Raw genomic sequence first — 13,140 nt, forward strand, 5'->3', positions numbered from 1 at the left:
AAACAATAGCTTTTATAACAATGATAATCCGTGTTCATATCCACACTGCCTTGGAGCAGGCCGGCCTCAGCCCACAAAAACGTGCCCTCCATATTCAATTTTCTCAGCCTGCCTTAAATGCCGATGTTTTCTTGCAGCGCATCGACGGTGAACACCAGCTCAATCAGGGCTTATGTGCTGAACTGATCTGTCTTTCGACCAATGCCCAGATTCCGTTAAAACAGTTTATCGGCGCGCAGGTCGCCGTCGATCAGGTCACTGATCAGGGCCAGCTGTTTCGCAGCAGCGGTATTATCACCGCAGCCGCGCAAGGCCAGAGTGATGGCTCTCTCACCCTCTATAAACTTACGCTAGAAGATTCAACCGCACTCTGGCATAAACGCCGTAACAGCCGCGTGTTTATGAATAAAAGCGTGCGCGAAGTCAGCGAAATTTTATTTAAAGAATGGCAAAACAAAAGCCCGCTCTTTGCTGCCAGCCTGACTCTGGACTTAACCGGACTGACCCAGGAACTGGATGTGCGTCCTTTTATCATGCAGTCCAATGAAACCGACTATGACTTTTTGACCCGGCTCTGGCGCAGTGAAGGCATTAACTGGCTGATTGATGAAGCCCAGTTACAGGTCTTACATTCCAGTAGCCCGATTCAGGCCCAGAAACTACGCCTGATTGATGACAACAGCCAGTATAGTGCCTTAAACCGCCGCAGCATCCGCTTTCATCGCTCCAGTGCCACCGAACAATTAGATAGCATCACCCAGTTGATTGCCCAGCGCAGCCTGCAACCGACTGCCGTACATCTGCAACGCTGGCAGTCAGACAGCCTCAGCCAGGAAGAAGGCGCCGGTTCTGTACAAAGCAAACACCAGCACAGCCACAATCAGGACAATGCCAGCTTAAGCCTGGAACAAGCCTGGCAGATCAGCCCGGCCTGGATGCAGGATTTAAATGGTGAAGACCAGGCCACCGCATCCTCTAATAACCAGCTGGACAAACTGAACCAGAACCTCAGTCACTACCACGACCTGCAATCCAAATACTTTAGTGCCCACTCCACCGTCCGTGATGCCCAGGTCGGCTACTGGTTTGAACTGAATGAACACCCGGAAATTGATCAGCACAGCGCAGCAGACAAAGAATTCTTAATTACCGGCAAACAGTTCTATAACCAGAACAACTTACCTAAAGACCTCAATCAGCAGATTAACCAGTTACTCAGTCAAAGCCACTGGCATAGCCATTTTAGTTTTCAACACGAACAACACCCGGATGAACGTCAAGGCAATACCTTAACCTTACAACGCCGCAATATCCGCACCGTACCCGAATATCATCCACTACAGCACCGACCGGCGGCTCATCCACAGCGCGCCCGGGTGGTGGGACCTGCTGGCGAAAGTATCCATGTCGATGAATGGGGCCGGATTAAAGTCCGTTTCCTGTTTACCCGCAGTGATGACCATCAGCATGATGGCGGGGCCGGCAGTAATGACAATGACACCGATTCCGCCTGGGTCGATGTACTGACGCCTTGGGCCGGAGAAGGCTACGGGGCACGTTTCCTGCCACGGATTAATGAAATTGTGGTGATCGACTTCTTTGACGGTAACATCGACCGGCCTTTCGTGGTTGGTCGTTTACATGAAGCAGAACGCTCGCCAACCCAATTCGACCAACAAGGCCAACTACCCGACACCAAAAAACTCAGCGGGATCCGCTCACAGGAAATTGAGGGCAGTGGCTTTAACCAGCTGCGCTTTGATGATACTCCGAAGCAGATCTCTGCCCAGCTGCAAAGTAGTCATGGCGCAACACAACTAAATCTAGGGAGCTTGAGCCATCCCAAAGCCAGCGCTGAAAGTGATGGCCGTGGTGAAGGTTTTGAGCTCAGAACCGATCAGTGGGGTGCAGTCCGTGCTGGAAAAGGGCTACTAATTTCCACCCATCCACAGGCACAGGCCGAAGGCAATCATCTCGATGCCAGTGAAGCCAAGAGTCAGCTAGAAAGCAGCCTGAACAATACCCAAGCCCTAAGTGAAGTGGCCAAAAACCAGCAGACCGATCCTTTAGAAGTTCTCGATAACTTAAAGAACTTCCTGGAACAGATCGAACAGCAGGATGAAAGCAAAGCCGCTGCTTTTAAACAGGCACTGATGGTTCTCAGCGCACCAAACTCTATTGCGTTGAGTAGCCAGCAAGATGTACATCTCTCTGCGGATGGTCAGATCAGCCACAGTGCCGGAGAGAGTATTAACCTGAGTACGCAGCAATCCCTGATTGCCCATGCCAGCCAGAAACTAAGTTTATTTGCAGCACAAGAGGGTGCACGTCTGTATGCTGGTAAAGGCAAGGTTGAGATTCAGGCACAGGGTGATGGGGCAGATCTTATTGCCAGGAAAGGGGTGCAGGTCATCTCCACAGAAGACAGGATTGAAGTTAAGGCGAGTAAAAAAATTATATTGGTCGCTGGAGGAAGTCAGATTGAGATTAGTGGTTCAGGTGTGTTGCCGACAACTGCTGGGAAGTTTGAGGTGAAAGCGGGGCAGCATCTGTTTTTACAGCCACAGAATGTGGTTGAACCGAAGATGAGCTTACCTCAGATGGCAACATTGTTTAGTAATCAAATCAATTATCAATGGAATAGCTCATCTGCAGGAGAAAAAGAAATTTTTGTGATTGATCAAACTGATGGAAAGCTTCTGAAAACCAATAAATCCATATTAAATGAACAACATCAATTGAGTACTTTTAGGTTCTATACGCCGCAGTCAACTGACTTTATTGCACTGGGCTTTAACTCTTTGCATACACATTTGAGTGGAGCATTGAGTGATGAACAGATTGATTATTTGCTCGAAGAAATAGAAGAAGATCAGGAGGATGAGGTGTCTACACACGAGGATATTGAATCATGAGTAAACTGGTGACCATTACCTCTAAGTTTTATGATAAATCTGGACGATATGTCAGAAATCTGAAGGTGAAATCACGTTATCAAAATTCATCGAGAGAGAATCTGAAGAAAACAGATACAGATGGCTTATTTGTCTTTCAAGCTTCTCCTAATCGGATGGTAGAAATTTTAGCAAAACCACCGAAGGCATCTGATTATACTGTGGTGAAGGTCATTAATTCTTCGACACTCTCCTCTTCAGAGCATCCTATAAAAATTCAGTTACCTAACACCATTGAAGAATATCGACAAATGAATAGTACGATTTCTCAGAATGGTTTGGTGGTAACACCTTTTCAAGTGGTGGATGTTCATGGAAAGATTATGGCTAATTTTCCGATACAAACACGACCAAAGGGAAAGAAAAGTTTTGAACGTATTACAGATGATCAAGGAAGAGTTGAAGTCACTGCTGTCCCATAGTTTGCTTTAAATAAAAAAACCTGAGTCCTAACAGTTAAAATATGAGTGCAAACAAACACTTTAACGACCAGGATTCAGGTTTTGTCACATCAGAATACCGTATTTCATGAGCTAATTAAACCTGTTGTGCGACAGGATTTTGAACAACTTGCTAAAGTACACCATGTTGGACAGAAATTTAGAGCGGCTTCCCGGTGGGATCAGTTTATTGCTATATTGATGTCTCAATTCTCTTGTAGGCAAAGTCTGAGAGATATTCAATCCAATTTGGAGTGCCAACAGGAAAAGCTGAGTCATCTCGGAGCAAAGTCTATTCCCCGAAGCACGCTGGCACGAATCAATGAGCAGCAGCCTGCTGCCTTGTATCAACAGCTATTTTACAAGTTGCTTAAATACTATGAACACTCAAAAGTAGCTCATAAATTTCGCTTTAAGAATCCCTTGTATTCCTTGGATGCCAGTCATATTGACTTGTCGCTTTCCTTATGTGAATGGGCCAAAGTTCACGACTCAAAAGCCAGCATGAAACTCAGTATAGGATTGAATCACAGCAATGATATTCCTGAGTTTGTTGCAGTTGAAAATGGCAAAGAAAATGACATGGTACAAGGCCGAAAATTCCAGTTTCCTGCTGGCAGCATTGTAGTTTTTGATAAAGGCTATGTCGATTACCAATGGTATGCAAATCTGACTGCTCAAAACATTGGATTTGTCACACGTTTTAGGCCTAAATCTGTGTATCAGGTGATCCAGCAACATCCAGTGCTTGAATCCAAAGGTATTCTAAAAGATGAAACCATTCAGCTGAATAGCGCACATGCCCTAAAAAGAAAAGCCCCAGTGTTAAGAAGAATTGAATATAGAGATCAGCAAAGTGGCAAGCACTTTAGCTTTCTCAGCAATAACTTTCATTTAGCCGCCTCCACCATTGCGGCGATTTATAAAGATCGTTGGAAAGTTGAGCTGTTCTTTAAGGCGATTAAGCAGAATCTCAAATTAAAAGCGTTTCTAGGCCGCAGCAGGAACGCAATTCAGACACAAATCTGGATTGCGATGATCGCCTATTTATTGGTGAGTTTCGCTCGACATTTAGGAAAAACAGGTTGGACAGTTCAACGTTTACTCAGAATAATTCAAGTGAATTTGTTTGAAAGAAGAACTTTAAAAGCTTTATTTTCACCCGATAAAATACCCATAAAACAAGAGGAAGCTCAAATGAGCTTCCTCTTGTGAAAAATTGTGGGACAGCAATGGAGTTGAAGTCCTCTCTTCGGCTAATCGTGATATTGAATTTTTAGCCTTAACATCGAATGATGAGTTTGTTTTAAAAAGATCGCTTAATTCAGGTAATGGCACAGAAAAACCTATTCTGATTCAATTAGATGAACCCTATGAAAAGTTTAAAAGTACTTCTACATTAACACTTGTAGATCGTGAAGGTAGTAATTACGTTATTGAAAAAACAAATATTGAGATGTTAATTGTAGCTACCGGGAAGAAAAAGGTTTATTCGATTTCCAATGGAAAACTGCCGTTAATAAGTATGGTTGGGCAGAGATTACAATTTACTGTACTCAAACCAGATGGAAAGCCTTTAGATCCAGTAAGTTATGTGGCCAAAAGAGTTAAAGAGGAAGCTATTAAATTACATCTAGATGTTGATATTGTTAAAGGTTTGACTGAAAAAAATGAGCCAATAATTGAGCAGAATATAAAGCTACATGATTGTGCATGTGGAAGAGATATCACTTTGGATGATTTAAAGGCTTTGGCAGTAGGAAGTACAAAGCACTTATCTAAATTTATAGCACCAATTAATGATTCATTTAAAATTTATAAAATAGATAAATGTATACAAAAGGCCTATTTTATTTCACAAACATTTTTAGAAACTGGTGAGTACAAGTATTTAGAAGAGCGAGTTTCGGCTGAATATGAAAAAAATAACTATGGTGGATATAAAGGAAGAGGGCTTATTCAATTAACTTGGAAAGATAATTATATTGCTTATGGTAAGTTTAAAGGTGAAGACTTTACAGGAGTAAATAGAGTTAAAATTTCTAGTCCTAAGTATGCTGTTGATTCTGCAGCATGGTTTTGGAGGAAGGGTAAAGCTAGAGACCTAAATGAACTTGCTTTAAAAAATGATTTGATAGGTGTTTCTGCAATAATTAATGGTGGTTTTAATCATTTTGATAATGATAATCATGGGGGTAGAGAAAATAGAAAAGCATATTTATTGAGAGCCTTTAAAATTTTAAAAGTTGGGAATTGTAAAATAATTGATCAATCTTTATTAAGTTCGTTAGATGATTTTAAATTAGAGAATAGTATAGTTAATGATATGGTTGGTGAGGTATTTGGTTGGGGGTTGTGGCATGACCCTGAATACAAGAAAATTGGATGTACAAAATCATTAAGTGAAGCAAGAAAAGGTTATGCAAGATTTATTGAACTTTCCAAGAATCAAAAATTTAAACCACCTAAGAGATATGGCTACACACAGGAAAGAGCAGAAGTATTAGCTAGGAGAAAATTAAGTGGTTAAAAAGCTTATATTTATAATAATTTATTTATTTTCAATGATATCTTGTGCAAAAACAAGTGAAACACTTATATCTGAAGTATACTATTGTCTAAAGGATGATACATCGAAGATAGAAATTGCTTTTGATAGATACAACTCTAGAATAATCCATAGACCTTTTACTTCCTTTCATAAGTTAAAGGAAGTAAAAACTGTTATTTATGATGATGAGTCAAAAGCATTGGAAACAACCTATAAAGAATTAGAGGATAATAGAGAGGTAGCCAGTTTTACGTTTATCTCAAAAGGTAATGAATTTTGGGGGGCAACATATACGCCAATTAATAAAGAAGTTAAAGATCTCGATGAAACTAGATTTAATTTAAATAAAATTAACGCAACCTGTTTTTGAAATTAATATTTAATTTAAATATCACTCTGAGAAATTAAACGCTAGCTGATAACTTTAAATTATTACTAAAAAAGCCGACTCTCGTCGGCTTTATAAATTATCCTTCCAGCACTGTTTCCAGCAACTCTTCACTTGGAGCGAAGTAGTAAGCGCCATCTAAAGCGGTGACAAAATGCAGTAAACGGTCATGAATACCATCTCCCGAGGTGCCAAACATACGCTCAAGCATCGCATCCAGAATGGTTAAATCCTTGGTATAGGCAATAAAGAATAAGCCTTGGTCACCTTGCCCATCCCCATACGGTAGGGAATGACGCAGAATTTCCATTTCTTCACCTTCATCATCTTCAACTACGGTACGGGCGACGTGGGCATTGTCAGGTTTCACCTCATCATCCAGCTCAATCGACTCAAGTTTGGTGCGACCCATCACTTGTTCTTGTGCATCGACTTTCAGACGTTTCCATTTATCTAAATCATGTGCATAACGCTGGGCAAAGACAAAGGAACCATCTTCAAAAATGCCGGCATCTTCGCCCAGTAAAGCGACTTCAGCACGGTCATCCGGGAATTGCGGGTTTTCTGTGCCATCAATAAAGCCGGTCATGTCGCGGCCATCAAAATAGCGGAAGCAGACCCGCTCATCCAGAACATCAACCTGATCCTGAATACCCTCAAAGAAAGACTGGCTCAGGGCAAAACAGATATCCGCACGGGCACTGGCAATATGAATGAGTACATCTGCCGGTACGACAGGCATCTGGAATGCGCCTTCAATCGGTTGTAACTGCTTAAAGCCAGCTGGAGTTTGGGAGTACAGTTGTGCCCAAAGTTCAGGTCCAAAGGCCACGGCAGTTTTAATTTGTGCATGAGGATGCTGGGTAATCAGGCGATCACGGGTATTAAAAAGATCAGCTAATTTTTCTTTTAATTGCTCAAGAGTTAAATCTTTTAAACGTAAAACAATAAAACGGGCATGATCTGAAGGTAATGGCAAGATTACAGATTGAGCTGTCATTCATGGCTCCTAAGTTTTTAATAATCAATCACTAAAACTATTGTGCCTGAACCGGTAGCAGCTTAACAGTCTCTGGATCAGATTTTTATTGCCTCTTTACTGCGCACTTAAAAGATGAATCGTCATATAATAATCTGTCATTTTTGTGGTGAATTACCATGTCTTATCAGATTTGGCTGGCCTATATGCTGGCCTGTTGGGTGATTAGTGTGTCGCCGGGCGCAGGTGCGATTGCCTCGATGTCGAGTGGGCTGAATTACGGTTTTCGTCATGGTTACTGGAATGCCATCGGGCTGCAACTGGCGCTGCTGGTACAGATTGCGATTGTGGCGGCCGGCGCGGGCGTGCTATTTGCGACCACGCCTTGGGCTTTTCTGGCAGTGAAATGGTTCGGGGTAGCGTATCTGCTGTATCTGGCCTATCTGCAATGGAAAGCGCCGGTACACTCGATTGAAATCCGGCAGGATTTACCACAGAAATCAGCTGGACGACTGCTGCTGAACGGTTTTCTGGTGAATATGAGCAATCCGAAAGCGATTGTATTTTTGCTGGCTGTCTTGCCACAATTTCTGGATTTATCCAAACCGCAGTGGATTCAATATCTGATTATGGCAGCAACCATGATTACGATTGATCTGATTGTGATGGCGGGCTATACCGGCCTGGCAGCTAAGGTTTTAAGATTGTTAAAGTCACCGCGTCAGCAGAAAGTCATGAACCGGACGTTTGCCGGTCTGTTTGCTGGTGCTGCATTTTTATTAAGTCTGGTGCATCAGTAATAGATGTTGATTTTCCCCTCTCAATGATAAAGAGGAGAGGGCTAGATGGAACCTTTCGGTTGATTGTTTAGGCCAGTTTTTTAAATTTCTGCATGGTAAAGATCAGGGCAAAAATCACCGCCATGGTCAGCACAATAGTCAGACCGGTCGAGGTATTTAAGCCGGCGCTGGACCATAAACCAACCGTTACCCCAATTTGTGCAATCACAAAAGCCCAAATCACCATCTGTTTCGGAGAATGCGCCAGCAGTCGTGCCGTGAGCGCCGGAATCACCAGCAGCGCACCCATCAATAGCGAGCCGACCGCGCGTAATGCCAGAACCGTAAACAGGGCCAGCAGCAACATAAAAATCAGACGTTGCCACTGGGCATGAATACCTTCACTGGCAGCAATATCCGGATCAATGGCAATCTGAATCTGGGTTTGCCAATACTTATATAGAACCAGCAGTGCACCGACAATCACCAGCGCAAAGATGGGTAAATCAGCCCAGGAGATCGTGAGCAGATCACCAAACAGGTAGCTGAGCAGTTCCGGGCGCAGGCTTGGAATGTGCTGGATAAACAGTAGACCGGAGCAGAGCAGGGTCGCAGAGCATAAGGCCAGCAGGGCATCATTCGGTAAGCGCGGATCATGCAGAATCCAAAGAATACCAACCAGTAATAAGGCTAAAAATGTAACGCCCATCCACAGCGGTAAGCTCAAGGCGCCGGCAATGGCCACGCCTAATAAGGTGCCATGTGCCATGGTATCGGCAAAAAAAGACATCCGGCGCCACAGCATCAGACAGCCGAGTGGCGCGGTCAGAAACACCAGTAAAGTGCCCATGATCCAGGCCGGAAGTAATAACGATAACCAATCCATCATGGTTTAGACTTCCGGTTCAGGGTGAATATGGGGACGGGAATCATGCTGACACGGCTCGGCATGGTCGCCATGCGCACAATGATCATGATGATGCTGATAGAACACCCGGTTGGTGCCAAAAATGGCCTGATATTCCGGATGCTGCTGCACGCTTTCGGGCAAGCCGCTACAGCAAATGTGTTTATTTAAACATACCACCCGATGCGTGCCTTGCATGACCCATTGCAGATCATGTGAGACCATCAGCACGGCACAGCCATATTTTTCTGGTAGGCTACGCACATAGTCATACAGCTCGGCTTCCGACTGGATATCCAGCCCCTGCATTGGTTCATCCAGCACCAGCACATCGGGTTGGCGCAATAAGGCGCGGGCCAGTAATACCCGCTGCCGTTCACCACCTGACAATTGCTGCACTTTGGAATTTTCCAGCTTGGCAATGCCGGTGTCGCGGATAATTTCTGCTTTTAAAGCGCTGCTACATTTTTCTAAAGCCAGCAGATCCTTGACTCTTAACGGCAAGCTATGCGAAGGATTGAATTTCTGCGGTACATAGGAGAATTTCAGTTTTTTAGCGGCCAGTACTTTGCCAGCCGTGGGTTTGACAATACCGAGCATGACTTTAATCAGCGTCGATTTGCCGGCACCATTCGGACCAATCAGCGTGACAATTTCTTTCTCATACAAAGAGAAATCGACCTGTTTTAAAATATCACGCTCATCAATCCGGACTTGAATCTGTTCAAGACGAATCAGCGGCGCAGGACTTAGCGTTTGCTGGCGCAGTGCTGACATAAACCAGAAATCTCGATAATACTGTGATGGGCGGTGAAGTGGTCCGAAGCCGACAGCTCTGCCAGTTGCTGCAGTAAACCCTGCGCAGAAGCTTCTTTGACCACTTTGCATTCGGTGCAAATTAAAAACGCCGCCTGATGGCCTTCGCGCGGATGGCAGCAGGGAATATAGGCATTAATAGAAGTTAAACGGTGAATCAGCCCTTTTTCTAATAAAAAGTCGAGGGTGCGGTACACGGTTGGTGGTGCCGCCGGACGATCTGACTCACTTTTAATTTTGGCCAGCAGGTCGTATGCCCCCATCGGGCCCGAGGCATTTAAAATCAGTTCCAGCACTTCACGACGAAGTGGGGTCAGGCGAGCACCTGTGGCGGCACAGAGACTTTCGGCTTCAGCAAGACGCTGCTCAATATTTTGATGGTCGTGCACGCCATGTAATGCATCATGATGTTCATGAGAACATAAGCTCATAGCTACCCCAAGGAAATGTAGGAGGAAAATCGGACATTAAATTTTAACATGAAGTATAGTCAGATTCGATTATACATAGGTATTTTTGTTATTTTGTTATAATATAACATCTATCCTGTTTTATGATTTTGCGCTCATGTCCCGTTTTTTCGCCTTCTGTGCTCTGGCTTTGTTCAGTACCTTGAGTTGGTCTCAAAGTCTTGTTATTTCGACACAGCCGATTTATCTGATTGCCAAGGAAATTACACAAGGCATAGAAACCCCGATCTTATTATTGGCCGACCAGACCGGACATGATGTCAGTTTGACTCCTGCACATCGCAAGACCATTCAGGATGCAGGTCTGGTGATCTGGCTGGGCAAAGCGCATGAAGCGCCTCTAGAAAAACTGTTCAGCAATCAGAGCAAAGCTATTTCATTGCTAGATTCTGGCATTTTGCAAACGCTACCACAGCGTAGCCCTCGTGGTGCAGCATTAAAAGATACGGTCGACTCGCATGTCTGGCTTGATCCGAACAATGCCATTCGTATTGGCTTTTTTATTGCGGCCTTGCGTTCCCAGCAGGTGCCTGAGCAGCGTGAACAGTACTGGGCCAATGCCCGTGCCTTTGCCCAAGAGCTGCTCCTGACCGCAGACAAGTTTAAAAGCAAAGCCTCGGCCAAAGCCTACTGGTCTTATCATGATGCCTATCAATATCTGGAACGTCCGCTGAATCTGAAGTTTGCCGGCGCACTGACCCATGATCCGCATGTCGCTCCGACGGTGGCGCAAATTAAATATATGAATGATCATCGTCCAAACACGAAAATGTGTTTACTGGCCGAAGGTCATGCCAGCAAGAGCCAGTATCAGCGCCTGAATCCGATTGTGTTTCAAATGGTCGACGAAAGTATGAGTGGGGCAGGGGACTTTGTGCAGGCCTGGCAGAAATTGGCTACCCAAACGCAAAAATGTGTAATAAATGCGCAAAAATAGCGCGTTTTGGCGGCAAATTTGAATTATGACAATACGGTTACAGTTGTGCAAAAAAATACGACTAAGATCGGGAAAAGATTGCATGTTCAGGGGTGTAACTCTATAATGCCTGCGATAAAAAACGATCATCAGTTAAACTTGTCAAGCATTTATGCTGTGAGTGGAAAGTAAATGAGCCGAACTAGTCGCTTGATTGACCGACGATTAGCGAAAGCTTTGGTCTTCTTGCAAGCATTCATGATACCTGTTGCTGCATTGATTGCCTGGATATTCAAAGATGCTACAGCCGCCTTGAGTGCCGCACTTGGTGCATTGGTATGTTGGGTTGCAAGTTGTTATTTTTCCTGGCAGTCGTTCCGCGCAGCAGGCGCGAGAGCATCTAAACAAGTTCTGTCGAACATGTATAGGGGCATGCTCGGTAAGTTTGCGATTGTGATCGTAGGATTCATTTTAATTTTAAGCAATGTCGAGCCGTTGTCTCCGGTTGCATTGTTTTGTGGTTTTATTCTCGTTCAGGCCATGTCGTGGGTCGCTCCGTTTTGGGTGTCACGTCTACAAAAACGAGTATAGGCGCAGCAAAAATTGAAAAGTTTTTAGGAGATGAGCGAGATATCAAGCAGCACGCGATATTCGTTCCCTCTTTTGTTTTTGACATTGACCAGGTGTGATTTATGGCTGCTGAAGAACATGCCCTTACTTCGACCGAGTATATCAAGCATCACTTGACCAACATGACGTACGGCAAAATGCCAGACGGTTCATGGAAGTTGGCTGAGTCTGCTGAAGAAGCTCAACAGATGGGGTTCACTGCTATTCACTTGGATTCAATGGGTTGGTCTATCGGACTTGGTCTGATCTTCTGTTTATTGTTCTGGATTGTCGCGAAAGCTGCAAATTCAGGCGTGCCTGGTAAATTCCAGTCAGTAATTGAAGTGATTATCGAGTTTGTAGATTCAAGTGTACGTGATACCTTCCATGGGAAGTCTCGATTAATTGCACCCTTAGCATTAACCATTTTCGTGTGGATTTTCCTCATGAACTTGATGGATTTAATCCCTGTTGACTTTATTCCTTATGTAGCTCAACAGGCGATTGCATCTATGCTGGGTGTGGACCCTCATCAGGTTTACTTTAAAATTGTTCCGACTACAGATCCAAACATTACCTTAGGTATGTCTATTTCTGTATTCTTCTTAATTATTTTCTATAGTATTCGTGAGAAAGGTGTTGGCGGCTTCGTTGGTGAGTTGGCACTTAACCCATTTAACCCAAGTAATCCAGTTGCTAAAGTGCTTTTAATTCCATTCAACTTATTGTTGGAATTGACTACTTTCTTGGCGCGACCAGTTTCATTGGCTCTACGACTGTTCGGTAACATGTATGCGGGTGAGTTAATCTTCATTCTTATCGCGTTATTACCGTTCTGGATCCAGTGGGCATTGTCTGTGCCTTGGGCGATTTTCCACATTTTGATTATTACGCTACAAGCATTCATTTTCATGATGTTGACAATCGTGTACATGAGCATGGCAAGCGAAAAGCATTAATGGTATGGCCTAACTGTCATCGGGCGGTTGGGCACACAATTTTTTAACTTAATTTGGTATAAAACCTAACCTCTGAGGAATTTTTCATGGAACTCACTTTAGGTCTAGTTGCAATTGCATCTGCTATCTTGATCGCTTTCGGTGCTTTAGGTACTGCGATTGGTTTTGGTCTTTTGGGCGGTCGCTTCCTTGAAGCTGTTGCACGTCAGCCAGAATTGGCTCCACAACTTCAAACTCGTATGTTCTTAATCGCGGGTCTTCTTGATGCTGTGCCTATGATCGGTGTTGGTATTGGCTTGTTCTTCATCTTCGCTAATCCATTTGTAGGTTAATCAGCTTAATTCCCAAAAATCCACTATTTGAGGAATAGCA

The 13,140-nt window shown here is 43.9% G+C and carries 14 protein-coding genes; 10 read left to right on the forward strand and 4 right to left on the reverse strand.

Translation table 11 applies throughout. The annotated features are described in order from the left end of the window. Window positions 1-20: 20 nt before the first annotated feature. The 5 genes from ACVLR6_RS00725 (at window position 21) to ACVLR6_RS00745 (ending at window position 6,315) form a co-directional block, all read left to right on the forward strand. The gene (locus ACVLR6_RS00725; RefSeq protein WP_455995630.1) at window positions 21-2,915 is read left to right on the forward strand and encodes a type VI secretion system Vgr family protein; all 2,895 of its coding nucleotides are present in this window, start codon (window positions 21-23) and stop codon (window positions 2,913-2,915) included. Further along, window positions 2,912-3,376: a hypothetical protein gene (locus tag ACVLR6_RS00730; RefSeq protein WP_455995632.1), complete on the forward strand. Its 465-nt coding sequence runs from the start codon at window positions 2,912-2,914 to the stop codon at window positions 3,374-3,376. Before ACVLR6_RS00725 ends, ACVLR6_RS00730 begins: the two co-directional genes overlap by 4 nt. Before the next feature lie 81 nt (window positions 3,377-3,457). After that, window positions 3,458-4,609 carry an IS4-like element ISAbe18 family transposase gene (locus ACVLR6_RS00735; RefSeq protein ID WP_005176703.1) on the forward strand — a complete coding sequence of 384 codons (1,152 nt, stop codon included), beginning with the start codon at window positions 3,458-3,460 and terminating at the stop codon, window positions 4,607-4,609. Between the two features lie 4 nt (window positions 4,610-4,613). Continuing rightward, the gene (locus ACVLR6_RS00740) at window positions 4,614-5,924 is read left to right on the forward strand and encodes a glycoside hydrolase family 19 protein (protein WP_455995634.1); all 1,311 of its coding nucleotides are present in this window, start codon (window positions 4,614-4,616) and stop codon (window positions 5,922-5,924) included. After that, the gene (locus tag ACVLR6_RS00745; RefSeq protein ID WP_034598110.1) at window positions 5,917-6,315 is read left to right on the forward strand and encodes a hypothetical protein; all 399 of its coding nucleotides are present in this window, start codon (window positions 5,917-5,919) and stop codon (window positions 6,313-6,315) included. Before ACVLR6_RS00740 ends, ACVLR6_RS00745 begins: the two co-directional genes overlap by 8 nt. A 97-nt stretch (window positions 6,316-6,412) precedes the next feature. Here the strand turns inward: ACVLR6_RS00745 and ACVLR6_RS00750 are convergent, their stop codons facing one another. Continuing rightward, window positions 6,413-7,333 carry a Dyp-type peroxidase gene (locus ACVLR6_RS00750; RefSeq protein WP_005181383.1) on the reverse strand — a complete coding sequence of 307 codons (921 nt, stop codon included), beginning with the start codon at window positions 7,331-7,333 and terminating at the stop codon, window positions 6,413-6,415. Window positions 7,334-7,491: 158 nt separating this feature from the next. On the opposite strand from ACVLR6_RS00750, the gene ACVLR6_RS00755 reads away from it, so the two are divergent. After that, a complete protein-coding gene (locus tag ACVLR6_RS00755; protein WP_005181385.1) occupies window positions 7,492-8,112 on the forward strand; it encodes a LysE family transporter in 621 nt (206 codons plus the stop codon). 67 nt (window positions 8,113-8,179) lie between these two features. Here ACVLR6_RS00755 and znuB read toward each other — a convergent pair whose 3' ends face one another. From znuB to ACVLR6_RS00770, 3 genes are read right to left on the reverse strand one after another with little or no spacing between them, the layout of a single operon-like run. Then, window positions 8,180-8,980: a zinc ABC transporter permease subunit ZnuB gene (znuB, locus tag ACVLR6_RS00760; protein WP_455995636.1), complete on the reverse strand. Its 801-nt coding sequence runs from the start codon at window positions 8,978-8,980 to the stop codon at window positions 8,180-8,182. A gap of 3 nt (window positions 8,981-8,983) precedes the next feature. Next, a complete protein-coding gene (gene znuC, locus ACVLR6_RS00765; RefSeq protein WP_455995638.1) occupies window positions 8,984-9,775 on the reverse strand; it encodes a zinc ABC transporter ATP-binding protein ZnuC in 792 nt (263 codons plus the stop codon). Further along, on the reverse strand, window positions 9,748-10,245 hold the full coding sequence (locus ACVLR6_RS00770; RefSeq protein ID WP_005181393.1) for a transcriptional repressor: 498 nt from the start codon (window positions 10,243-10,245) through the stop codon (window positions 9,748-9,750). The genes znuC and ACVLR6_RS00770 overlap by 28 nt, the downstream gene beginning before the upstream one ends. Window positions 10,246-10,381: 136 nt before the next feature. Here ACVLR6_RS00770 and ACVLR6_RS00775 point away from each other — a divergent pair, with 136 nt between their 5' ends. The 4 genes from ACVLR6_RS00775 (at window position 10,382) to atpE (ending at window position 13,100) form a co-directional block, all read left to right on the forward strand. Beyond that, entirely contained in the window at window positions 10,382-11,221 is an 840-nt protein-coding gene (locus tag ACVLR6_RS00775; protein ID WP_455995640.1) for a metal ABC transporter solute-binding protein, Zn/Mn family, read from the forward strand. A 171-nt stretch (window positions 11,222-11,392) separates the two neighbouring features. Beyond that, window positions 11,393-11,791, forward strand: coding sequence for an ATP synthase subunit I (locus tag ACVLR6_RS00780; protein WP_005181400.1), 399 nt, complete (start codon window positions 11,393-11,395; stop codon window positions 11,789-11,791). A gap of 101 nt (window positions 11,792-11,892) precedes the next feature. Continuing rightward, the gene (gene atpB / locus ACVLR6_RS00785) at window positions 11,893-12,768 is read left to right on the forward strand and encodes a F0F1 ATP synthase subunit A (RefSeq protein WP_004970145.1); all 876 of its coding nucleotides are present in this window, start codon (window positions 11,893-11,895) and stop codon (window positions 12,766-12,768) included. 86 nt (window positions 12,769-12,854) lie between these two features. Next, on the forward strand, window positions 12,855-13,100 hold the full coding sequence (gene atpE / locus ACVLR6_RS00790) for a F0F1 ATP synthase subunit C (RefSeq protein ID WP_000424060.1): 246 nt from the start codon (window positions 12,855-12,857) through the stop codon (window positions 13,098-13,100). Window positions 13,101-13,140: the final 40 nt, after the last annotated feature.

The sequence above is a fragment of the Acinetobacter sp. T63 genome, from assembly GCF_053852345.1.

What these genes read in the sequence shown, in the direction of transcription:
- atpB (WP_004970145.1), top strand. Translation starts at nt 11,893, where the DNA reads ATGGCTGCTGAAGAACATGCCCTTACTTCGACCGAGTATATCAAGCAT.
- ACVLR6_RS00750 (WP_005181383.1), bottom strand. Translation starts at nt 7,333, where the DNA reads ATGACAGCTCAATCTGTAATCTTGCCATTACCTTCAGATCATGCCCGT.
- atpE (WP_000424060.1), top strand. Translation starts at nt 12,855, where the DNA reads ATGGAACTCACTTTAGGTCTAGTTGCAATTGCATCTGCTATCTTGATC.
- znuB (WP_455995636.1), bottom strand. Translation starts at nt 8,980, where the DNA reads ATGATGGATTGGTTATCGTTATTACTTCCGGCCTGGATCATGGGCACT.
- ACVLR6_RS00725 (WP_455995630.1), top strand. Translation starts at nt 21, where the DNA reads ATGATAATCCGTGTTCATATCCACACTGCCTTGGAGCAGGCCGGCCTC.
- ACVLR6_RS00770 (WP_005181393.1), bottom strand. Translation starts at nt 10,245, where the DNA reads ATGAGCTTATGTTCTCATGAACATCATGATGCATTACATGGCGTGCAC.
- ACVLR6_RS00755 (WP_005181385.1), top strand. Translation starts at nt 7,492, where the DNA reads ATGTCTTATCAGATTTGGCTGGCCTATATGCTGGCCTGTTGGGTGATT.
- ACVLR6_RS00775 (WP_455995640.1), top strand. Translation starts at nt 10,382, where the DNA reads ATGTCCCGTTTTTTCGCCTTCTGTGCTCTGGCTTTGTTCAGTACCTTG.
- ACVLR6_RS00730 (WP_455995632.1), top strand. Translation starts at nt 2,912, where the DNA reads ATGAGTAAACTGGTGACCATTACCTCTAAGTTTTATGATAAATCTGGA.
- znuC (WP_455995638.1), bottom strand. Translation starts at nt 9,775, where the DNA reads ATGTCAGCACTGCGCCAGCAAACGCTAAGTCCTGCGCCGCTGATTCGT.
- ACVLR6_RS00780 (WP_005181400.1), top strand. Translation starts at nt 11,393, where the DNA reads ATGAGCCGAACTAGTCGCTTGATTGACCGACGATTAGCGAAAGCTTTG.